The sequence below is a fragment of the Micromonospora sp. GCM10011542 genome (genome assembly GCF_042650685.1).
Lineage (GTDB): Bacteria > Actinomycetota > Actinomycetes > Mycobacteriales > Micromonosporaceae > Micromonospora.
On record NZ_JBHSBO010000011.1, the window covers coordinates 1 to 20403 of the forward strand.

At 73.1% G+C, this 20403-nt stretch carries 21 protein-coding genes and 1 pseudogene; 9 read left to right on the plus strand and 13 right to left on the minus strand.

All coding sequences use genetic code 11. The features are described 5' to 3' along the window. Together ACFOW4_RS03170 and ACFOW4_RS03175 are read right to left on the minus strand one after the other, a co-directional pair. A pseudogene (locus tag ACFOW4_RS03170) lies at nt 1-278 on the minus strand (hypothetical protein); the annotation flags it as partial. A 789-nt stretch (nt 279-1067) separates the two neighbouring features. After that, a complete protein-coding gene (locus tag ACFOW4_RS03175) occupies nt 1068-1388 on the minus strand; it encodes a MazG-like family protein (RefSeq protein ID WP_377524230.1) in 321 nt (106 codons plus the stop codon). Nucleotides 1389-1505: 117 nt separating this feature from the next. Here ACFOW4_RS03175 and gdhA point away from each other — a divergent pair, with 117 nt between their 5' ends. Then, a complete protein-coding gene (gene gdhA / locus ACFOW4_RS03180) occupies nt 1506-2843 on the plus strand; it encodes an NADP-specific glutamate dehydrogenase (protein WP_377524231.1) in 1338 nt (445 codons plus the stop codon). Nucleotides 2844-2994: 151 nt separating this feature from the next. Then, nucleotides 2995-4359 carry a hypothetical protein gene (locus tag ACFOW4_RS03185; RefSeq protein ID WP_377524233.1) on the plus strand — a complete coding sequence of 455 codons (1365 nt, stop codon included), beginning with the start codon at nt 2995-2997 and terminating at the stop codon, nt 4357-4359. 59 nt (nt 4360-4418) lie between these two features. Here the strand turns inward: ACFOW4_RS03185 and ACFOW4_RS03190 are convergent, their stop codons facing one another. From ACFOW4_RS03190 to ACFOW4_RS03200, 3 genes are all read right to left on the minus strand, one after another. Then, entirely contained in the window at nt 4419-5129 is a 711-nt protein-coding gene (locus ACFOW4_RS03190; protein ID WP_377524234.1) for a hypothetical protein, read from the minus strand. Nucleotides 5130-5576: 447 nt separating this feature from the next. Beyond that, nucleotides 5577-6677 (minus strand): DUF3626 domain-containing protein, encoded by a 1101-nt coding sequence (locus tag ACFOW4_RS03195; protein ID WP_377524237.1) that lies wholly within the window; start codon nt 6675-6677, stop codon nt 5577-5579. Next, complete coding sequence (locus ACFOW4_RS03200; RefSeq protein WP_377524239.1) at nt 6674-6880, minus strand: VOC family protein; 207 nt, start codon at nt 6878-6880, stop codon at nt 6674-6676. Before ACFOW4_RS03200 ends, ACFOW4_RS03195 begins: the two co-directional genes overlap by 4 nt. Before the next feature lie 331 nt (nt 6881-7211). Here ACFOW4_RS03200 and tsaA point away from each other — a divergent pair, with 331 nt between their 5' ends. Beyond that, nucleotides 7212-7634: a tRNA (N6-threonylcarbamoyladenosine(37)-N6)-methyltransferase TrmO gene (gene tsaA / locus ACFOW4_RS03205; RefSeq protein ID WP_377524240.1), complete on the plus strand. Its 423-nt coding sequence runs from the start codon at nt 7212-7214 to the stop codon at nt 7632-7634. Nucleotides 7635-7645: 11 nt separating this feature from the next. On the opposite strand, the gene ACFOW4_RS03210 is transcribed toward tsaA, so the two are convergent. Both ACFOW4_RS03210 and ACFOW4_RS03215 read right to left on the minus strand, forming a co-directional pair. After that, nucleotides 7646-8275, minus strand: a complete 630-nt coding sequence (locus ACFOW4_RS03210; protein WP_377524243.1) for an MBL fold metallo-hydrolase — start codon at nt 8273-8275, stop codon at nt 7646-7648. After that, a complete protein-coding gene (locus tag ACFOW4_RS03215) occupies nt 8272-9360 on the minus strand; it encodes an S-(hydroxymethyl)mycothiol dehydrogenase (RefSeq protein ID WP_377524244.1) in 1089 nt (362 codons plus the stop codon). Before ACFOW4_RS03215 ends, ACFOW4_RS03210 begins: the two co-directional genes overlap by 4 nt. A 182-nt stretch (nt 9361-9542) precedes the next feature. On the opposite strand from ACFOW4_RS03215, the gene ACFOW4_RS03220 reads away from it, so the two are divergent. The 4 genes from ACFOW4_RS03220 to ACFOW4_RS03235 all read left to right on the plus strand — a co-directional run bounded on the left by ACFOW4_RS03220 (nt 9543) and on the right by ACFOW4_RS03235 (nt 13746). Beyond that, the gene (locus ACFOW4_RS03220; RefSeq protein ID WP_377524246.1) at nt 9543-9962 is read left to right on the plus strand and encodes a hypothetical protein; all 420 of its coding nucleotides are present in this window, start codon (nt 9543-9545) and stop codon (nt 9960-9962) included. Between the two features lie 66 nt (nt 9963-10028). Next, nucleotides 10029-10919, plus strand: a complete 891-nt coding sequence (locus ACFOW4_RS03225; RefSeq protein WP_377524247.1) for a glycosyltransferase family 2 protein — start codon at nt 10029-10031, stop codon at nt 10917-10919. Between the two features lie 76 nt (nt 10920-10995). Then, nucleotides 10996-12198, plus strand: a complete 1203-nt coding sequence (locus ACFOW4_RS03230) for a low temperature requirement protein A (protein ID WP_377524249.1) — start codon at nt 10996-10998, stop codon at nt 12196-12198. A gap of 96 nt (nt 12199-12294) precedes the next feature. Further along, nucleotides 12295-13746: a cryptochrome/photolyase family protein gene (locus tag ACFOW4_RS03235; protein ID WP_377524250.1), complete on the plus strand. Its 1452-nt coding sequence runs from the start codon at nt 12295-12297 to the stop codon at nt 13744-13746. 3 nt (nt 13747-13749) lie between these two features. Here the strand turns inward: ACFOW4_RS03235 and ACFOW4_RS03240 are convergent, their stop codons facing one another. Genes ACFOW4_RS03240 through ACFOW4_RS03250 form a run of 3 tightly spaced genes read right to left on the minus strand, consistent with a single transcriptional unit; the run spans nt 13750 to nt 17077 of the window. After that, complete coding sequence (locus tag ACFOW4_RS03240; RefSeq protein WP_377524251.1) at nt 13750-14604, minus strand: alpha/beta fold hydrolase; 855 nt, start codon at nt 14602-14604, stop codon at nt 13750-13752. Next, complete coding sequence (locus tag ACFOW4_RS03245) at nt 14601-15503, minus strand: SDR family NAD(P)-dependent oxidoreductase (RefSeq protein WP_377524253.1); 903 nt, start codon at nt 15501-15503, stop codon at nt 14601-14603. The genes ACFOW4_RS03240 and ACFOW4_RS03245 overlap by 4 nt, the downstream gene beginning before the upstream one ends. Nucleotides 15504-15556: 53 nt before the next feature. Further along, a complete protein-coding gene (locus ACFOW4_RS03250) occupies nt 15557-17077 on the minus strand; it encodes a flavin-containing monooxygenase (protein ID WP_377524256.1) in 1521 nt (506 codons plus the stop codon). A 113-nt stretch (nt 17078-17190) separates the two neighbouring features. On the opposite strand from ACFOW4_RS03250, the gene ACFOW4_RS03255 reads away from it, so the two are divergent. Next, the gene (locus ACFOW4_RS03255) at nt 17191-17856 is read left to right on the plus strand and encodes a TetR/AcrR family transcriptional regulator (protein WP_377524257.1); all 666 of its coding nucleotides are present in this window, start codon (nt 17191-17193) and stop codon (nt 17854-17856) included. On the opposite strand, the gene ACFOW4_RS03260 is transcribed toward ACFOW4_RS03255, so the two are convergent. The 3 genes from ACFOW4_RS03260 to ACFOW4_RS03270 are packed head-to-tail and all read right to left on the minus strand — an operon-like array spanning nt 17823 to nt 19319. Next, nucleotides 17823-18371: a PH domain-containing protein gene (locus ACFOW4_RS03260; protein ID WP_377524259.1), complete on the minus strand. Its 549-nt coding sequence runs from the start codon at nt 18369-18371 to the stop codon at nt 17823-17825. The genes ACFOW4_RS03255 and ACFOW4_RS03260 overlap by 34 nt on opposite strands. Before the next feature lie 10 nt (nt 18372-18381). Further along, nucleotides 18382-18843 (minus strand): hypothetical protein, encoded by a 462-nt coding sequence (locus tag ACFOW4_RS03265; protein ID WP_377524260.1) that lies wholly within the window; start codon nt 18841-18843, stop codon nt 18382-18384. Continuing rightward, nucleotides 18843-19319 (minus strand): hypothetical protein, encoded by a 477-nt coding sequence (locus tag ACFOW4_RS03270; protein WP_377524262.1) that lies wholly within the window; start codon nt 19317-19319, stop codon nt 18843-18845. Before ACFOW4_RS03270 ends, ACFOW4_RS03265 begins: the two co-directional genes overlap by 1 nt. Before the next feature lie 44 nt (nt 19320-19363). Between ACFOW4_RS03270 and ACFOW4_RS03275 the strand changes: the two genes are divergently transcribed. Next, complete coding sequence (locus tag ACFOW4_RS03275; protein WP_377524263.1) at nt 19364-20338, plus strand: helix-turn-helix transcriptional regulator; 975 nt, start codon at nt 19364-19366, stop codon at nt 20336-20338. Nucleotides 20339-20403 lie beyond the last annotated feature (65 nt).

Genomic DNA, 20403 nt, shown 5'->3' on the forward strand with positions numbered 1-20403 from the left:
CGCTCGGGCAGGCCGGCCTTCTTCGTCGCCGCGATGATCGCCTTGACATTGGCCGTCTGCTCATCGTTCAGGTCGATGCGCGACTGCTTGCCCTGGGTGCCGTGCGGGATCAGCTTGCCGGCATCGGGCTTGTCGGACTTGTCGGCCTGCACCACCGCGACCGGCTTGGCATCCACCACCGGGGTGGCGGCGTGCGCGGCGACGGGGCCGGCGAAGATCCCACCGGCGAAGGCGAGACCAGCAACGGACAGCATGCCCTTACGGATGATCGTGTTCATGGGGGTAGCTCCTTCGGGGGTAGGAAACACCATGGCCGGGGGAACGGCTCGTGGTGTCAGCACCTCGTCGGGCGCCATACACAAGTTCAAGGGGAAGTTTGTGACCTGCGGGCCACGGGCCGGGGGGCCTCTCGTGGCGCCGGGTCTGTGTGTAACGACCGCCGGGCCGGAGTCATTCCGGGGGCGGGCCCATCCGCGAACACCCCGGTGAGGCGGGTGCTGGTGCGGTCGTTCGGGGATGTGTAACGGCCGGGCGGCGGCTGGCATTCCGGCCGGAGGGCCGGGTGCGGCGGGCCGGCTGGGGGGCCGGCGGTGCTGCGATCGTCAGGGTATGTAACGACGGCGAGCCGGCCCCGATTCCGCCACGGGGATGCCGCCGGTCACAGGTCAGACCACCCTAAATCCGACAACCGTCACCACACCGGCCGCGCCGCGAGGCGTCAGTCGGCCACGAACCGCATGATCCACTCGACATCGCCGATATCGGGGTATCCGCACGGCCCGGGACACGCCGACATCGCCGATACCGAGTGGATCACCCGAACTCCACGGGCCTGGGACGCCACAGCGACGGCTTTCCGCGCGTTCCGGGCGGCGCTCAGCCACCGACAGGGGTGGGGCCCGCCGTGCCCGGCGCAGGGATCAAGCCTGACCGCCCGGAGCCGGGCACGGCGGGCCCCACCCCACCCACCACGCACCGCAACCACTCGGGCGAAACGACAGGCCCACCCACCCACGAAAACAGCGCAACCGACGAACGACCGACCCAGGCACATGGGCGCCCGGCATTCAACCCGGCAAGCCCGGCAAACGGGACCGGACCTTGGTCGCGCACCCCTCCAGCACCAACCGCGCATCCAGCCCCAGACTCTCGATGGCGACCAGCGCGGTGAAGGCGACGTCGGCCAACTCCGCCGCGACGTCCTCGCGGGTGTGGGTGACGCCCTTGCGCGGGTTCTGCCCGAGCAGGCCGATCCAGGCGGCGGATGCCTCCCCCGCCTCCTCGGTCAGCTTGAGGATTCGGCAGGTCAGTTCCGTCTGCCCGGTGCCGTTGGCGGCGTCCAGCCAGCCTCGGGAGGCCCGGGCCGCCGCCCAGATCGACTCGTCCACGGCGACCAGTCAACCCCACCGGGTTGGCGAGCGGTGAACCGGACGGGCGCGACCGCCCGTACTCAGGGTCGTCCTGGCGGCAACGGTGCCGCCGGGAGACGGAAGGGACGTGCCGGCATGTCGGGGACCGTCGAGACGGTGTTCGCTGATGTGGTTGCCCGCAATCCGGGTGAGCCGGAGTTCCACCAGGCAGTGCGGGAGGTGCTGGAGAGCATCGGGCCGGCGCTGGCCCGGCACCCCGAGTACGCCGAGACGCGGATCGTCGAGCGGATCTGCGAACCGGAACGGCAGGTGATCTTCCGGGTGCCGTGGGAGGACGACCGCGGTCGGGTACGGGTGAACCGCGGCTTCCGGGTGGAGTTCAACAGCGCGCTCGGGCCGTTCAAGGGTGGGCTGCGCTTCCACCCGTCGGTGTACCTGGGCATCGTGAAGTTCCTCGGGTTCGAGCAGATCTTCAAGAACGCGTTGACCGGGCTGCCCATCGGTGGCGGCAAGGGCGGCGCCGACTTCGACCCGAAGGGGTGCTCGGAGCGGGAGGTGATGCGCTTCTGTCAGAGCTTCATGACGGAGCTGTACCGGCACATCGGCGCGCAGACGGACGTGCCGGCCGGGGACATCGGTGTGGGTGGTCGGGAAATCGGCTACCTGTTCGGGCAGTACAAGCGGATCACCAACCGGTACGAGTCGGGGGTACTGACCGGCAAGGGCCTGGCGTACGGGGGTGCGCAGGCACGACGGGAGGCGACCGGGTACGGGGCGGTGTTCTTCGCCGAGGAGATGCTGCGGCAGACCGGCGACAGCCTGGAGGGCAAGCGGGTGGTCGTCTCCGGCTCGGGCAACGTGGCGATCTACGCGATCGAGAAGGCGCACCAGCTCGGCGGGACGGTGGTGGCCTGCTCCGACTCGGACGGATACGTGCTGGACGAGAAGGGCATCGACCTGGCGCTGCTACGGGAGTTGAAGGAGGAGCGGCGGGGTCGGCTGGACGACTACCCGCGGCATCTGCCGCACGCGGTGGCGGTGTCCGGTCGTACCGTCTGGGAGGTGCCGTGCGACCTGGCGCTGCCGTGCGCGACGCAGAACGAGATCGGCGGCGCGGAGGCCGCGGCGTTGGTGGCCGGCGGCTGCGTCGCGGTGGTGGAGGGGGCGAACATGCCGACGACGCCGGAGGCGGTGCGGATCCTCGGCCGGGCCGGGGTGCGGTTCGCGCCGGGCAAGGCGGCCAACGCCGGCGGGGTGGCGGTAAGCGCGCTGGAGATGCAGCAGAACGCCAGCCGCGACTCGTGGACGTTCGCCCAGTCGGAGCAGCGGCTGCGGGAAACCATGCGCGACATCCACGCCCGCTGCTGGACGACGGCCGAGGAGTACGGGCTGCCCGGCGACTACGTGGCCGGGGCGAACATCAACGGGTTCCGCCGGGTGGCGGAGGCGATGCTGGCACACGGTCTGGTCTGACCGGCAGGTCAGCCACCACCTGACCGACCGGTCAGCCGACCCATTGACACTGGTCGACGGCAGTCCTAGGTTCAGGACGCTACCGGCCGGTAGGCATCCGTCCCGCCTGGTCGCCCCCGATGGGGTGACATCCGTCCGAGGGGGAGCATCGATGCTGTCCTCACCCGCCCGTACCCTGCGCCGGCTGCTCGCCGCCACGTCGGCCCTGACCCTCGCGGTCGGGCTGACCGCCGCGCCGGCTGCCGCCGCCGACCGCGACCCGGGCGGCGGCCAGCCGCTTCCCGGGTACACCATCGACAATCCGCCGCTGGCGCCGCTGCTGGTCGGCGGCAAGCCCACGACGGTACGCCAGGGCGTGCACCGCCACGCCGGGTACATCATCGAGACGCCGCCCCGGTGGAACGGTGAGCTGGTGATGTGGGCCCATGGCTACCGGGGCCAGGGCACGGTGCTGTCGCCGGAGCCGCCCGGCTTCGGGCTGCGCCAGCGACTGTTGGAGCAGGGGTACGCCTGGGCGTCCTCGTCGTACGACCGCAACGGCTTCGACATCCGCTCCGGCGTGCTGGGCACCAAGGATCTGGCCGACCACTTCGGCCGGACGGTGCGCCGACCGCACCGCACCTATCTGGCCGGGGTGTCGATGGGCGGCTACATCATCGCCCGTTCACTGGAGCAGTATCCCGGCTACTACGACGGCGCGCTGCCGATGTGCGGGGTGCTCGGCGACCAGACGCTGCTGGACTTCTACCTGGACTACAACCTGGTCGCGCAGGCGCTGGCCGGGGTGCGGGCCTATCCGACGCCGGCCGACTACCTGACCAACGCGGTGCCCCGGATCCAGGTGGCGCTCGGCCTGGCCGGTCTCACCCCCACCGGTCCGGACACCACGAACGAGCGCGGCAAGCAGCTGCGCGAGATCACCATCAACCGTTCCGGCGGGCCCCGGCCGGGCGCGAACGCGGCCTTCGCGGTCTGGAAGGACTTCCTCTTCTCGATCAGCACCACCAGCGGCGGCGACTCCCCCGCCCAGCGGCCCGGCCAGCTCGCGACAAACCTGTTCACCCGCTACAGCCCGAACAGCCCAGTGAACGTCAACGCCGCCGTGCAGCGGGTGGCACCGGAGAACATCTGGCAGCGGATCTCGCCGACGCTGACCGAGGTGCCGCGGATCGCCGGGCGCCCCACCGCGCCGGTGGTCAGCCTGCACGATCTGGGTGACCTGTTCGTGCCGTTCAGCATGGAGCAGGCGTACGCCACCGACGTGGCCCGGCACGGCCGCAGCCGGCTGGTGGTGCAGCGGGCGATCCGGGCGGCGCAGCACTGCGAGTTCAGCGCGGGCGAGGCCGGCGCCGCCTGGGACGATCTGGTGTCGTGGGTACGCACCGGAGCCCGCCCGGCCGGCGACACGGTCACCGATCCGAAGGTCGTGGCCGCCGCCGACTACGGCTGCCGGTTCAGCGACCCGGCCGCGTACGCCGTGGGCACCGGCACCCGCCGCCTCTACCCGGCCTGCTGACGTAACCCGGACAGAACGAAACGGCCGGCCCCGCGCGGGGCCGGCCGTTCGTCATGGTGTCACCAGAGCTGCTGGACGATGTCCGCCGCCTGCTCCTCCCACTGCGCGTACGCGTACGGGTAGGCGGAGACCTGGACGGTCTGCGCGGCGGTGGTCAGCGGCAGGTCCTGCCAGCCGCCGATGTTCTTGAGTGCGTTGAAGAACGCCGTGGCGGCGTACTCCGGGTCGGTGATCTGCTCGGGGGTGCCCCAACCCGACGACGGACGCTGCTGGAACAGGCCCTGCGAGTCGTGGTCGTTGTAGGCGCCGAGGTGGCCGAGGTTGTACAGCTTCGACTCCTGCAGCGAGGTGGCGACGCCGATCACCGCGCCACGGTCACCGACGCCGGTCTTCTTGGCGGCGTCGACGATGGCCCGGGCGTTGGCGAGCTGCGCGTCGTCGAGCGGGATGCGCGACTGGGCGCCCTCGATGCCGTGCGGGATCAGCTCGTCGCGGCTCGGCTTGCCGGCCGGCGGCTTGCCCGTGCGGGAGCCGGTGGTCAGGCCGGATTCGACCGGCTGCGGCTTGTCCGAGTCGGCCCTGGCCTTGCCGGTGGCGAGGTCGATGGCGGCGACTGCGCCCTCGTGCGGGCCGGTCGTGACCGGCGCGGCGACCGCGCTCGGCCCGAATGCGAGGCCGCCGAGCGCGACCACACCCACCGCGCTCAGCACGGTCTTGCGGTACGAGTCCTTCGCGATGGCGGGGAGCCATCGAGTGAAGTCGACCTTCACGATGGTTGCCCTTTCGATCGTGCGAAGCGCTCCGGGGTGAGCACTCCTCGGGAGATGTCCGCGGAAAAAGGTTTGGAGTCCGGCGGTACGGGGGACACAACCAGCTTGGCGTGTCGGGCATTCCGGAAATGCCCGGACCCCGGCGAGCTGCGGTCCCGGTCACCCGGCGGCCCGGACAGTCAATGTCCGCCCGGTACGAACCGGGCAATCGACACGAACGGCCGACAGGTCAGGCGGGCCAGCAGTCGGCATGAGCGCGACAGCTGGCACGAAACCGGATGGTCGGCACGATCCGGGGGACACGACGTGCCGTTGTACCGAGGCCGGCCCTGCGTGCGAACCCCTCGGTGGGCGGGCGCGCGTCGTCGGGGTGGAACGACGCGGCGGCCCGCGATCATTCCGGGGGGGGCTGACGGCGCGCCCGCCCTCGGCGGGATGGTTGCGGGGTCAGGCTGAGCGTGGTGCGCCGAAGTGCACCAGGACGTGCCAAAGCTGCTTGAGGTGCTGAAGGGTGTCGGCCGTCGGACCCCGGTCCGCCCAGCGGTCCGGTTCGGCGACGACCGAGGCGGCCGCCCGGCCGATCAGGGCGGCGTCGACCGGCTCGCCGGGCCGGGCGAACTCGGCGTGCACCCGGGCGGCCAGCTCGGGGATCGCCGGGCCGCGGAATTCCGGGTCGATCCGGTCCGGCGGTAGGGCGAAGCCGCCGTGGCGCAGCAGCGGAAAGCCGTACCGACGGGCGATGCGCTCCAGCGACGCGCCGACCGGCGTACCGACGAAGGACGGGTCGATGACCAGCGCCTCGACGTCCCGGGACAGGTCGAGTGTGCCGTGGACCTGCGCTTCGACGTAGTCGTCCAGTGCCCGACCCGCCCCTGAGGCCGGAACGGGCGACAGCAGGGCCTCCGCGAGGGCGGCGATGTCCGTGCCGGCTCGGCCGAGGCAGACGCCGGTGGTGGCGGTGCCGGCCAGCAGGCCGGCGAGCACCGCCTCGAACGCGTCGATGGTGCCGACGACCTGAGGGCCCAGGTGGCTGTCGCCGAGGCAGAACGTCGCGCGGGCCAGCACCGACGGGCGCAGCCGCAGGTGGCACGAACCGAAGCGGGGGCAGGCGCCGTCCGGGTGGTCGAGCAGGTTCAGGCCGCCGTAGGTGGGCCGGTCCGCCGGCAGCACCTCCGGACGCTGGTAGGCACCGCCGAACAGTCGCCCCTCCCAGCGATCCCGGTCGCCTCCGGGGTACGGCGTGAGTTTCCCGTTGGAGATGCCGGTGACGAACTGACTGCGGTACACGCCGTCTTCGGCGAGGGCATCCGCGACGGTCCGTCCGTCGGCGCACGGCCGGTCGGGGTGGAAGTTGACGGTGAGCCGGCCGTGCCGGGCGATCGCGGCGAGCAGCCCGTGCGGCGGGTGCTCGACTCCGGCCGCGGCCAGCGCGCCGCTGATGGAGGCGAGTGCGGCGGGACGCTCAGCGAGCGCCACCGACCGGACGTGCGCCACCGCCGCCGCCTGCGCCGGGCGGAGCCGTGCGGTCAACTCAGCCTGCACCGTCATCTCCGGTACCCGGATCCGTCCCGCGTGGCCCGTTCGTCCGGCGTGCGCAGTTCCTCGAAGATGGTGATCTGGAGGTCGGCCGGCGCGTCCAGGCGGGAGTTGAGCGACTGCCAGGGGGTGTGCGTGGGCGGCGCGATCTCGGCCGCCCCGGCGGCGACCAGCCGGGCGGTGGTGGCTCGGGCGTCGTCCACCTCGAAGGCCACCCGGATCCGCGGGGCGACCTGCCGGCCCCACCTCGACCTCGTCGATCATCCGCTTCTGCGCCGGATTGGCGATCTCCAGCGTGGCGCGGCCGGCGTCCAGGATCACCACCCCGGGCGTCGCCGTCGCCGGAGAACGCCGCCTGTTCGGGCAGGCCGAGCGCGTCCCGGAAGAACGCGACGGCGGCCTCGTGGTCCTCCGCCTCCACCACGAGGCGGAGCTGACGGACGACAGGTGCGTGATCCTCGGCGGTCATGCGCGGGAGGATGCTAACGCGATCCGGCCGCGTGCCGCGCCCGGGTTTAGAGTCGGACGGTCCAGAGGGGAGTGATTGTGGTCGACGCACATGACGGGTACCTGCTGCGCCCGGTCGGGCGGGTCGCCTCGCCGCTGACCGACGCGGCCACCGCGCCACGGCAGGGAGACGAGGGCGCACCGGACGCCTGGCTGGTCTTCGATCCGGAGGTCGAGCCGGCGCTGCGCGACCTGCGGGTCGGTGCGGAGCTGCTGGTGCTGACCTGGCTGGACCGCGCCCGGCGGGACGTGCTGGTGGTGCACCCGCGCGGCGAGCTGTCCCAGCCGGAGACCGGCGTGTTCAACACCCGCTCCCCGCACCGGCCCAACCCGATCGGGTTGCACCGGGTGCGGGTACTGGCGGTGGACGGAGTGCGGGTCCGGGTGGCCGACCTGGAGGCGCTCGACGGCACCCCGGTGCTGGACGTCAAGCCGGTGCTGGGCGGGCCCGGGGAACGCTGACCCGCGCGGGTTCAGTGCCCGCGGGCGATCCACTCGTCGAGGTGCGGGGCCTCCGCGCCGATGGTCGTGTCGTCGCCGTGCCCGGTGTGCACCACCGTCTCCGGCGGCAGGGTGAGCAGCCGGGTGCGGATGGACCTGACGATGGTGTCGAAGTCGCTGTACGAGCGCCCGGTGGCGCCCGGCCCGCCGGCGAAGAGGGTGTCGCCGGTGAACACCACGCCCAACTCGGGCGCGGAGAAGCTGCACGCACCGGGGCTGTGCCCGGGGGTGTGCAGCACCAACAGTTCGGTGCCGGCCACCTCGATGCGCTGCCCGTCGTGCAGCTCACCGTTGGGCGGCAACTCGGGGTGCACCAGGTCCCAGAGCACCCGGTCGGCGGCGTGCAGCAGCACCGGTGCTCCGGTGGCCCGGGCCAGCGCGGGCGCCACCCGGACGTGGTCGTCGTGGGCGTGGGTGGCCAGGATCGCCCGGACCCGGCGCTCGCCCACGACAGCCAGGATCGCGTCCACGTCGTGCGGCGCGTCCAGCACCACACACTCGTGGTCGTCACCGACCACCCAGACGTTGTTGTCGACGTCGAAGGTCTGTCCGTCCAGCGAGAACGTGCCGGAGGTGACGGCGTGGTCGACCCGGGCGGTCACGGGAACACCACCACCGAGCGGAGCACGTCGCCGCGGTGCATCCGGGCGAACGCCTCCTCCACCTGGTCCAGCGCGATCTCCTCGGTGACGAACGCGTCCAGGTCCAGCCGACCCTGCAGGTAGAGCTCGGTCAGCATGGGGAAGTCGCGGCTGGGCAGGCAGTCGCCGTACCAGCTGGACTTGAGCGCGCCACCGCGACCGAAGACGTCCAGCAGCGGCAGCTCGACGGTCATCTCCGGCGTCGGCACGCCCACCAGCACCACGGTGCCGGCCAGGTCACGGGCGTAGAACGCCTGCTTCCACGTCTCCGGCCGACCCACGGCGTCGATCACCACGTCGGCGCCGAAGCCACCCGTGGCGGCGCGGATCGCCTCGACCGGGTCCGCATCGGAGGCGTTCACCGTGTGGGTGGCGCCGAAGCGGCGGGCCCAGTCCAGCTTGCGGGAGTCGGTGTCCACCGCGATGATCGTCGTCGCCCCGGCCAGGGCCGCACCGGCGACCGCGGCGTCCCCGACCCCGCCGCAGCCGATCACCGCGACCGAGTCGCCCCGGGTGACGCCGCCGGTGTTCATGGCCGCGCCCAGGCCGGCCATCACCCCGCAGCCCAGCAGCCCCACGGCGGCCGGCCGGGCGGCCGGGTCGACCTTGGTGCACTGTCCGGCGTGGACGAGTGTCTTCTCCGCGAACGCGCCGATGCCCAGCGCCGGAGCAAGCTCCGTGCCGTCGGTGAGGGTCATCTTCTGCGCGGCGTTGTGCGTGGCGAAGCAGTACCAGGGACGACCGCGCCGGCAGGCCCGGCAGACGCCGCAGACGGCCCGCCAGTTGAGCACCACGAAGTCGCCCGGTGCGACACCGGTGACGCCCTCGCCCACCTGCTCGACGATGCCCGCGGCCTCGTGCCCGAGCAGGAACGGGTAGTCGTCGTTGATGCCGCCCTCGCGGTAGTGCAGGTCGGTGTGGCAGACCCCGCACGACTGGATCCGGACGATCGCCTCACCCGGACCCGGATCGGGCACCACGATGGTCGTCAGCTCGACCGGCGCGCCCTTGCTGCGGGAGATGACTCCCCGGACTTCCTGGCTCACGATCGCCTCCTGCTTCACGTCCCACTGCGGCCGGGGCGCGGCCGGGCGGCGCGAGCGACCCGGCGGACGCCCCCGGCGAACCTACCGCGATCACCAGCGCCGGCCCAGTCGGGCGGATGGCGGGTTAGCACCGGCGTTGGCGGGTACCCGGGCCGTCCGACCACCGTCCACCGGGAGTGATCATGAAACTCGCGCACCTTCCGCTGCGGGTCAGCATCGGCGCGTTCTTCCTGAACTCGGGTCTGAGCAAACGGAACCTGGAGGGCGAGGCGGCGCAGGGCATGCACGGGATGGCCGTCGGCGCCATGCCGCAGCTCAGTCAGCTGGACCCGGCGCGCTTCGCCAAGCTGCTGTCGTACTCCGAGATCGCCATCGGGGCGGCGCTGCTGGTTCCGTTCGTTCCGGCCACGGTGGCCGGGCTCGGCCTGGCCGCCTTCGGCGCCGGCCTGGTGCAGCTGTACGTGAAGACGCCGGGGATGCGTGAGGCGGGCAGCCTGCGTCCGACCCAGCAGGGCGTCGGGCTGGCCAAGGACGTCTGGCTGCTCGGCGCGGGGCTGACCCTGGTCCTGGAGGGTCTCACCCACGGACGCCGGCTGGGCTGAGCCCCCCGACGCTCGCACGATCACCGCGGCAGGCGTACGGAGGCGCTGCCGGGGTAGCAGGCCGCCATGAGTGACGTGACCGTGGTGGTGGCCACCCGCAACCGACGCGAGCAGCTGCTGAGCACGCTGGGCCGGCACACCGCCCCGGTGATCCTGGTGGACAACGGCTCCGACGACGGCACCCCGGCGGCGGTGGCCCGGGCCTTCCCGGCCGTACGGGTGGTGCGGCTGGGCGGGAACGCCGGCGCGGGCGCGGCCCGCAACATCGGCGTGCACCTGGCCGAGACGCCGTTCGTGGCGTTCGCCGACGACGACTCGTACTGGGCGCCGGGCGCGCTGGACCGGGCCGTGGCACTCCTGCGCCGCCACCCGCGCACCGGGCTGCTGGCCGGGCGGGTGCTCGTCGGGCGTGAGCAGCGGCTGGACCCGACCTCCGCCGCGATGGCCGGCGCTCCGCTGGGCACTGCGCCCGGCGCGCCGGGCCCCGCGGTGCTGGGCTTTCTGGCCTGCGCGGTGGTGCTGCGCCGACGGGCGTTCGAGGAGGTGGGCGGCTTCGCCGAGCGGCTGCGCACGTACGGCGAGGAGGCGCTGCTGGCGATGGACCTGGCGGCGGCGGGCTGGCTGCTGGCGTACGTCGACGAGGTGGTGGCCCACCACCTGCCGCTGCCCACGGGGCGGGACCGGCGGGCCCGGCAGCGGATGGAGGCGCGCAACCGGCTGCTCACCGCGCTGCTGCGCCGCCCGGCCGGGGTGGTGCTGCGCACGGCGGCCGACGCGGTGCGCGACGGCGCGGGCCGCGGCGGGCTGCTCGACGCCGGCCGGGAGCTCAGGTGGGCGCTGCGCCAGCGGCGTCGGCTGCCGGCCGAGGTGGAGGCGGCCCTGCGTACCCTGGCCCGCCACGACGACGACCTGTTTGTCGCGTCGTCGGGCCCGGCCCGGGTGGCCGCCGCCCGCTGACCGGCCACACCGCGCGACGATCATCCGCGGAACGGGCATCGGGGTCGTTATCGTGTGGGCGACCCGAGGAGCAGCGTTGACCCAGTCCCGTTCCGTGCGGCCCTTCTATCGGCGGATGATCGCCCGCCGTCGTGACGAGCCGCACCGTGGGGCCACCTCCCTGGAGCTCTTCTTCGACCTGTGCTTCGTGGTCGCGGTGGCGCAGGCGGCCGGCAACCTGCACCACGACGTCTCCGAGGGCCACCTCGGGCACGCGGTGACCAGCTACCTGACGGTGTTCTTCGCCATCTGGTGGTCGTGGATGAACTTCACCTGGTTCTCCTCGGCGTACGACACCGACGACGACGTCTACCGCATCACCACGCTGGTGCAGATCGCCGGAGCGCTGATCATCGCGGCCGGGGTGCCGCGGGCGTTCACCGAGGCCGACTTCGGCGTGATCACCTACGGGTACGTGGTGATGCGGCTTGCGACGGTCGCGAACTGGAGCCGGGCCGCCGCCGGCGACCCGGCGCACCGCTCGGCGGCCCGCCGCTATGCGATCGGCGTCGCCGTGGTGCAGCTCGGCTGGCTGCTGCGGCTGACCCTGCCCGAGGGCTGGGGCACCGCGGCGTTGCCACTGCTGATCGTGGCCGACCTGCTGGTGCCGGCGGTCGCCGAGCGGCCGGGCATGACCCCGTGGCACCCCGGGCACATCGCCGAGCGGTACGGGCTGTTCACCCTCATCGTGCTGGGCGAGGCGGTGCTGGCCACGTCGGTGGCGATCCAGACCGGGGTGGACGCCGGTGACCGGGGGCTCTGGTCGCTCGCGGCGGCCGGCCTGGTGATCGTCTTCGCGCTCTGGTGGCTCTACTTCGACCGACCGATCGAGGCGCCGAACGGGCTGCGCCACGCGCTGATCTGGGGCTACGGGCACTACCTGATCTTCGCGGGGATCGCCGCGCTGGGCGCCGGCCTGGTCGTGCAGGTGGACCACGAACGGCACACCGGGCACATCTCCGGGGTGACCGCCGGCTACGCGGTGGCCGTCCCGCTCGCCGTCTTCCTGCTCGCCGTCTGGGTGCTGCAGGTGAGCCACCAGCAGCGCGGCGCGGTGGTCGTCGCCTTCCCGGTGGTGGCGGCGCTGACGCTGCTCGCCCCGCTCGGCCCGGTGCCGGTGCATCTGATCGCGCTGCTGCTCTTCGCCCTGGTGACCCTCACCGTGCTGCGGCGCCGGCGCGACATCCGTCAGCCGGCCGGTCCCCAGCAGACGCGCGGCACGTCCACCGGCCGGCCCTGAGCCCGGGGGTTCCGCCTTACGCCAGGGTCCGGAACCGGACCCGACGAGCCGGCCTGCCGCTGGGCGGAACGCCGCCGGAGTCGGCAGAATTGGGCCATGCATCGCCGCCGCTGGCTGCTCGCCGATCAGCTCGGGCCGCACTTCCTCGACGACCCCGATCAGCCGGTGCTGCTGGTGGAGACCCGGGAGTGGTTCCGGCAGCGGCCGATGCACCGGCAGAAGGCCCACCTGATCCTCTCCGCGCTGCGACACCGGGCAGTCGAGTTGGGTGACCGGGCGCTGCTGCTGCGCACCGCGACGTTCCGGGAAGCGCTGGCGCAGGTCGCCGAGCCGGTGGAGGTCTGCCACCCACCGTCGCGGGCTGCGCTGCGGTTCGCCCGGTCTGTGCCCGGGCTGACCGTGCTGCCACCGCGCGGCTTCATCACCGACCACGCCGACTTCGCCGCCTGGGCCGACCGCACCCGGCGTGGTCCACTGCGGATGAACGACTTCTACCGTCACGCCCGCCGCCAGCACGGGGTGCTGGTGACCTCGTCGGGTGGGGTCGCCCCGCCGCGCCGGCCCGCCGCCGCAGCGCCGACGGCGCCACCTGCTCCCCCGGCGATCGTCGAGGACGACATCGACGCCGAGGTGCGCCTCGACCTGGACCGGTGGGCGGCCGACGGGGTGCGGTTCGTGGGCCGGGACGGCCCCCGGCGGTACCCGGCCACGCACGCCGAGGCGCAGGCTCGGCTGACCCACTTCCTGACCCACCGGCTGCCCGAGTACGGCCGGTACGCCGACGTGATGAGTGCCGACGACCCGCTGCTCGCGCACGGGGTGCTCTCCTCGTCGTTCAACCTCGGCCTGCTCGACCCGGAGCCCGCCGTGCGCGCCGCCGAGCAGGCGTGGCGCACCGGCGCGGCGCCGCGTACGGCGGTGGAGCCGTTCGTCCGGGGGCTGCTCGGCTGGCGGGAGTTCCTCTGGCAGCTGTACTGGTACTTCGAGCCGCGGTTCCGGGGGGCGAACTGGCTGGCCGCCAACGAGCCGATGCCGGAATGGTTCGCCGAGCTGGACGCGGACGCGGTCGAGGCCCATTGCCTGGCCGACGTGCTCGCCGCCGTCCGGGATCGGGCGTGGACGCACCACACCCCCCGACTGCTGGTGCTGGGCAACTACGGGTTGCAGCGCGGTTGGCGTCCGGCCGAGCTGGCGGACTGGTTCCAGCGGTGCTTCGTCGACGGCACCGACTGGGTGATGAACGCGACGGTCATCGGGATGAGCCAGTACGCCGACCTGGGCCGGGTGGACACGCGGCCGTACGCGGTGGACGGCGCCGACATCGACGAGATCAGCGACTACTGCACCGGCTGCCGCTACTCGCCGGAGCGGGCGCTGGGCGACCTGGCCTGCCCGTACACCGGGGGGTTCGAAAGTTTCCTGTACCGCAACCGGGAGCGGCTGGTGGCCGACCCTCGGCTCGCCGCCGAGCTGACCCGCCGCGACGAGCCGGAGCACCGGGAGGCGGTGCTGGCCCAGGAGGAGAAGCGGGGCAGCACCGCGCCCTGATCGCTAGCCGGCGGCGGTGGGGGTCGACCAGAAGTCGCGCAGCAGCCGGTCGAACTCCTCGACCCGCTCCACCTGCGGTAGGTGGCCGCAGTCGCGGAACAGGTGGGTGCGGGCGCGGGGCAGCCGCGCGCGGGCCGCGTCCAGGTGCACCGCCGGCAGGATCAGGTCCCGGTCGCCCCAGACGATTAGCGTGGGCAGCTCCAACCGGGCCACCTCGGCGAGCAGGTCCTCGCGCCACCCGGCGGCGACCCCGCGAAAGGTGCCGAGGTTGCGCGCGGTCTCCAGCATGACCCGGGCCGCGTGCGGCTGGCGGGCCACGGCGAGGGCGTGGGTGATCCGCTCGGCGGTGACGTACGCCGGGTCGTGGAACAACGCCCGCTCGACGCGACGGGCCCTGGCCCGGCTGGGCCGCAGCATGAGCCGACCCAGCGGGCGCAGTGTGAGCAGCCGCAGCGCGATGGTCACCTCGCGGCCGAACCCGGCGCTGTTGACCAGTGCGAGGCTGGCCACCCGGTGCGGCGCGCGCGCGGCGTAGCGCATCGCGATCGCGCCGCCGAGTGAGTTGCCGACCAGGTGCACGGGCGCGTCGACGCCGACCGCGTCGAGGTAGTGCCCGACGAAGTCACCCAGCGCCGGCAGCGTGTGCGGCGCCGCCATGGGTAGCGAGCCGCCGTAGCCGGGCAGGTCGACGCTGTGCACGCGGAACCGGTCGGCGAGCCGGTCGTGCAGCTCGGTGAAGTCGCGCAGGGTCCGGCCGATGCCGTGCAACAGCAGCACGGGCGGCCCGTCGCCGTCGACCCGGTGGTGCACCCGCCGGCCGCCGACGGTCACGTGCCGCCGACCGGGCGGCGCGCTCATGCCGCCTCCCGCGCCCCGTCGATGGTCGGGACGGCGACGCCCGGCACGGTGCTGGGCGGCACCGGCTGCACGACGCCCCGGTTCAGACCGGTGACCAGCAGCCGGTTGTACGAGGCCGGCACGACCCGGGCGAGCAGGTCGGGCAGCTTCGCCGACCAGCCGATCAGCACCCGGCCGCGACGCCGGTGCACGCCGCGCAGGATCACCTCGGCGGCGCGGGTCGGCGGGATGGTGAGCAGCTTCTCGAACTGGGCCCGGCCGGCCTCGTACTCCTCGCGGGAGACGCCGCTGCCCACCCGGGCGTTCTCGGTGATCCGGGTGCGGATGCCACCGGGGTGCACCGAGGTGACTCCGATGCCGTCGTCGACCAACTCGTGGCGCAGCGCCTCGGTGAAGCCGCGCACGGCGAACTTGCTCGCCGAGTACGCGGTCTGCCCGGCCGGCGCGATCAGGCCGAAGAGGCTGGAGAGGTTGACCAGGTGCGCGCCCGGCTCGGCCTTCAGGTTGGGCAGCAGCGCGTGGGTCAGCTGCACCACGGCCCGGAAGTTGACGTCGATGACCCAGCTGAACTCGTCGAGCGTGACCTGGTCGAACCGGCCGCCCAGGCCGACGCCGGCGTTGTTGACCAGCAGCCGGATCCGCGGGTGCCGCTGGCCGATCTCGGCGGCGACCCGGGCGGTCGCCGCCGCGTCGGCGAGGTCGACCACGTGGCTGTGCAGGTGCCGGTCGGGGTGCGCGGCGCGGATGGCGGCGGTGACGGTGTCCAGCCGGGCGGCGTCGCGGTCCAGCAGGACCAGGTGGCTGCCCCGGCGGGCCAGCGCGTGCGCCAGCGCCTCGCCGATGCCGCTGGCTGCGCCGGTGACCACGGCCGTCCCGCCGACGAAGTCGAATCTCTGCACGATGGGTGCTCCTTTCCAGGCGGGTCGTCGGGGGGTGGGTCGGGTGCGACGGGTCAGCCGACCGGGGTGTCGGCCGGCCGGTCGGGCACACCCGCCGCCGTCCCGACCGGCGGCGGAGCGCCGGCGCGGGAGAAGCGCACGCCCTCGTCGGTGAGCCGGCCGTGCCGCATCAGCAGCACGTCGCGGGCGTAGTTCTGGTACAGCCGCCACGGTGCCCGGGCGCCCTGCTTGGGCAGCGCGTCGACGCTGCGCAGCACGTACCCGGACTTGAGGTCGATGATCGGCACCAGCTCGCCGGACGGCGGCGGTTGCGGCGTGACGATCTGCGCTCCGGTGCGGTCGAGGTGGCGCAGCAGCCGGCAGACGTACGTGGCCACCAGGTCTGCCTTGAGCGTCCACGAGGCGTTGGTGTAGCCGATCGTCATGGCGAAGTTCGGCACCCCGGAGAGCATCATGCCCTTGTAGGCGACCGTGCCGGCCAGGTCGACCTCGGCGCCGTCGACGGTCAGCGTCATCCCGCCCAGAGCCAGCAGGTTGAGGCCGGTGGCGGTGACCACGATGTCGGCCGGCAGTTCGTCGCCGGAGGTCAGCCGGATGCCGTGCTCGGTGAAGGTGTCGATGGTGTCGGTGACCACCGAGGCGCGGCCCGCCTGCACGGCGGTGAAGAGGTCACCGTCGGGCACCACGCAGAGCCGCTGGTCCCACGGGTCGTAGCGGGGCGAGAAGTGCCGGTCGATGTCGTAGCCGACGGGCAGCCGGCCCTGGGCGGCGCGGCGCAGCAGCCGGCGGACCAGGCCGGGCGCGCGGCGGCTGAGCTGGAAGTTGAGGGTGGACAGCAGCACGTTCTTCCACCGGACCACGGGATACGCGGCCTTCGTCGGCAGCCAGCGCCGCAACGCGTCGGCCAGCACGTCGCGCGAGGGCAGCGCCATGACGTACGTGGGTGAGCGCTGCAGCATGGTCACGTGGGCGGCCCGCTCGGCCATCGCCGGGACGAGGGTGACCGCCGTGGCGCCACTGCCGATGACCACGACCCGCTTGCCGGTGTGGTCGAGGTCCGCCGGCCAGTGCTGCGGGTGCACCAGCCGACCGGCGAAGTCCTCGACGCCGGGGAACTGCGGGGTGTAGCCCTCGTCGTAGCGGTAGTAGCCGGAGCAGACGAAGAGGAAGGAGCAGGTCAGCACCACGGTCTCGGCGGTGTCGCCGCGCCGGGCGTGCACCGTCCAGCGCGCGGTGGCGCTGTCCCATTCGGCGGCGACGACCCGGTGGTGGAAACAGATGTGCCGCTCGACGTCGTACTCGCGGGCGGTCTCCCGGACGTACGCGCGGATGGCGTCGCCGTCGGCGATGGCCTTCGCGTCGGTCCACGGCTTGAAGGAGTAGCCGAGGGTGAACATGTCGGAGTCGGAGCGCACCCCGGGATAGCGGAACAGGTCCCAGGTGCCACCGATGGCGTCGCGCGCCTCCAGCACCGCGTACGTCGTGCCGGGGCGCTCGCGTTGCAGGTGGCAGGCGGCGCCGATGCCGGACAGCCCGGCCCCGACGATGAGCACGTCGACGTGGTCGCCGGCCATGGCAATCCTCCATCCCGGGGCGGTGGACGGACACTATCCATCGCCGTCGAGGTCAGTCAACACCCTGTCGACTGACCTCGACACACTGTCGAGCTCGGGTAGCATCAGCGTCCATGACGAGCGCCCGTACCGGCACCGGAAGCGCGACCCCGCGCGGACGGCGGGCCGCGCGCTCCACCGGCGACGACCGGGAGCTGGCGATCCTGACCACCGCGGAGGGGCTGCTCCAGCGGCGGGCGTTCGCTGACATCTCGATCGACGACCTGGCCCGCGGTGCGGGCATCTCCCGGCCGACGTTCTACTTCTACTTCCCGTCCAAGGACGCGGTGCTGCTGACCCTGCTGGACCGGGTCACCGAGGAGGCCGACGCGGCCGCCGGCGACGTGCTGGAACGGCTCGCCGAGGACCCGCGGGCCCGGTGGCGGGAGCTGATCGACCGGTTCCACCGCACGTTCGGCGCGCACCGGGCGGTGGTGCTCGCCTGCGCCCAGGTGCGCGGCACCAACGCGGAGGTCCGCCGGCTCTGGGCGGCGGTGCTGGAACGCTGGGTGCAGGCCATCGAGACGGCGATCGAGGCGGAACGGCGGCGCGGCGCGGCCCCGGACGGCCTGCCCGCCCGGGACCTCGCCATCGCACTCAACTCGATGAACGAGCGCGTCTGGTACGCCACCTTCGCCGGCGACGGGCCGGCGGTCGCCGAACGCGACGTGGTGGACGTGCTGCTCGACCTCTGGCTGGCCGGCATCTACCGCGACACCACTCCTCCACCCTCGACCTGACCGGCGGCCCGCCGGCGCGCGGCGGCCAACTCGGCGGTGAGCCGTTCGACCATCCGGTCGAAGTCCACCCTGGACAGCACCGGCCCATTCTCCTTCCGGAGACCCATCGTCCGGGACCGCAACTGCACCGGCGTCTCCACCCGGCCGTCGAGCGTGCGCACCCAGCAGGCCGCACGCACCGTGGGCCCGCCCAGGAGGCGGGCGGCGCGTACCTCGAACCCGGTCACCTCGGCCCAGGGCAGGGTGCGGGTCCGGAAGACGTGCCGCAGCCTGACACCGCGATCGTTGACGTACACGCCGGTCAGGTGCAGCCGGACGACGAAGGTCAGCCACACCGCCAGGAAGCCCAGCCCGGCGGCGATCTGCGCCGCGTCACGGAGACCAGGCGCTCCCGCACCCAGCCTCTGCACGATCACGGCGACCAGTGTCACGGCGAACGCCCCGCCGACGGCGAGCATGAAGGCGGTGAACACCTGGCGGAACTGCCAAGGGTCCACCCGCCACGATCTCCGCACGTGCGCCAGGCTAGTCGGCGGATGCTCGCGTGAACGTCATGATCCAGTTGGTCTCCCAGGTGCGCTCCCCGTCGACCGAGAACGCCTGCTCCCAGCGGGCCGTGGTCGCGCTGATGTCCGACCAGATGAACCGGCACCGGACCGGACGCCCCTCGTGCTGGTCGTCGGCGTAGAAGCGGCCGACGCCGTCGACGAAGCGGCCCACCATCGGCGGCTGCTCCAGCTCGCCGCGATCGCTGTTCATCCAGTAGATCGACCACTCCTGGCGGGTCGGGTCGAAGATCCTTATCGTGGCGCCGGCCGAGCCCTTCGTCGGAAAGGTGATCTCGTCGAAGTGGCCGCCACCGCCGAAGAAGCCGTGCGCGGTCGACACCCCCGGAAACTCCTCCCACTCGTCGGAGCCGACCAACCGCTCGCGCAGCCGCCGGTTGACCACGTTCCAGGTGCCCACAAAGAAGTCGAAGTCGCCCATCAGCGGCCCACCGGCCCTTCCGCTCGCGTGTCCGTCAGGTAACCGCTCAGGTCCGGTCGCTCCGGGGCGAGCACGTGCTCGACCCAGGCGGCCCGCTCGTGCTCCAGCACCGCCAACTCCCAGACGCACCCGGCCCACGGCCGGTCCAGCTCGACGAAGTGTGTCGGGTCGTCGTCCGGGCAGTCCAGAGCGGGCTGCCCGGCCGCGGCGCTGCGGACCCGCACCACGTTGTCCCACACCCAGGTGTACGCCAGAAGGTACGCGCCGGTGTCCGCGCCCCGGTGCAGCACCACCCAGCCGGCGGCCGGGGTGCCGTCGCCGGTGTCGGGCAGCAGCGCGGGTAACAGGTCGTATGCCGCCTTTTCCACCTCCGGCTCGATCGGCCGTTCCGGCTGGTCGATGTGGTAGCGCTTGAGCTGCCGACCGTCCACCGTGACCGGTCCGGGCGTCCGGAGATCCTTGTCGCGAAATGCCATGCCGGGACGGTACGGCCGCTCCCCTGACAGCTAGTGTCAGCGAAGTGCGGGCCAGTCGACTGCTCTCCCTCCTGCTGCTGATCCAGTCGCACGGCCGGCTGACCGCGGCGCAGCTCGCCGAGCGGCTGGAGGTCACCCCGCGCACGATCTACCGGGACGTGGAGTCGCTGCACGCCGCCGGCATCCCGCTCTACGGCGAGGCCGGGCACGCCGGCGGCTACCGGCTGGTCGACGGCTGGCGGACCCGGCTGACCGGGCTGACCACCGAGGAGGCCGACCGGCTCTTCCTGGCCGGGCTGCCCGGCCCCGCCGACGAGCTGGGCTACGGCGACGTGGTGGCCGCGCTGCGACTGAAGCTGCACGCCGCCCTGCCCGCGCCGCTGGCCGACCGGGCCACCCAGCTGCAGCAACGCTTCCACCTCGACACGCCGGGCTGGTACGCCGACGGCGACACCTCCCCCGAGCTGACCCGTACCGCCGAGGCGGTCTGGCGGCAACGCCGCGTCGAGGTGGCCTACCGCAGTTGGAGCGGCGAGGTGGCGACCCGGGTGCTGGAGCCGTACGGCCTGGTGCTCAAGGGCGGCCGGTGGTACGTGGTGGCCGACCGACCCGGCCGGGGCGCCCCGGCGACCTACCGGGTCAACCAGATCCTCGCGCTCACCCCGCTCGACGAGGAGTTCGAGCGCCCGGCCGACTTCGACCTGCCGGCCTGGTGGCGCGCGCACGTGGTGGAGTTCCGGGCCCGGCTGCACCGCGACGAGGCGACGGTGCGGCTCTCCCCGGCCGGCCGACAGCGGCTGCGCGAGATCGGCAGCGACCCGGTGGTGGCCGCGGTGGACGCCAGCGCCGGGCCGCCGGACGCGCGCGGCTGGGTGACCGCCGTGCTGCCGATCGAGTCGCTCACCCACGCCCACGGGGACCTGCTGCGCCTCGGTGCGGAGGTGGAGGTGCTGACTCCGCCGGCGCTGCGCGAACGGCTGGCCGCCACCGCCGCCGAGTTGGCCGCGCTGTACGGGTAGCGCCCATCTCGTTATCCACAGTGGAAGGCCACGGGGCATCGACTGTCGGCACGGTGTGCCACCCT